2 tRNA genes and 1 rRNA gene are annotated in these 596 nt (G+C 47.3%); all 3 read left to right on the top strand.

The annotated features are described in order from the left end of the window. Positions 1-80, top strand: a 16S ribosomal RNA gene (locus WFK85_RS23415); the annotation flags it as partial. A gap of 68 nt (positions 81-148) precedes the next feature. Next, positions 149-225, top strand: a tRNA-Ile gene (locus WFK85_RS23410). A 112-nt stretch (positions 226-337) separates the two neighbouring features. Further along, positions 338-413 (top strand) — tRNA-Ala (locus tag WFK85_RS23405). Positions 414-596: the final 183 nt, after the last annotated feature.

Below are 596 nucleotides of genomic sequence, written 5' to 3'. Positions count from 1 at the left end.
TTACCACTTTGTGATTCATGACTGGGGTGAAGTCGTAACAAGGTAACCGTAGGGGAACCTGCGGTTGGATCACCTCCTTACCTAAAAGATACAACCCGCGTAGTGCTCACACAGATTGTCTGATAGAAAACGAGCAGTAAAACCTTATAGGCTTGTAGCTCAGGTGGTTAGAGCGCACCCCTGATAAGGGTGAGGTCGGTGGTTCAAGTCCACTCAGGCCTACCAAATTTTCCCCTGTTCTGCGTTGCACCTCAGACTCGCATACCTCAGTATGCGTAGCTAAGTTGCGCCTTGACCAGATGAAAATCATGGTAATCAAAGGTTTTACGAAATCGATGGGGCTATAGCTCAGCTGGGAGAGCGCCTGCCTTGCACGCAGGAGGTCAGCGGTTCGATCCCGCTTAGCTCCACCATCATTTCATGCACCAAAACTTACTTCAGAGTGTACCGGTGACGGTGTACTGCGAAGTATTTGCTCTTTAACAATCCGGAACAAGCTGAAAATTGAAACGACATGTCGTCTCATTCTTCCGTAATAAAGAATGAGGTTAAGACATGTTCGAGTCTCTCAAATTTTCACAACAGCGATTGTGTCT

The organism is Cedecea sp. VD22 (assembly GCF_037150195.1).
GTDB lineage: Bacteria > Pseudomonadota > Gammaproteobacteria > Enterobacterales > Enterobacteriaceae > Cedecea.
The sequence above is the reverse complement of the archived record's forward strand: the minus strand, read 5'-3'. Positions and strand labels throughout refer to the sequence as shown.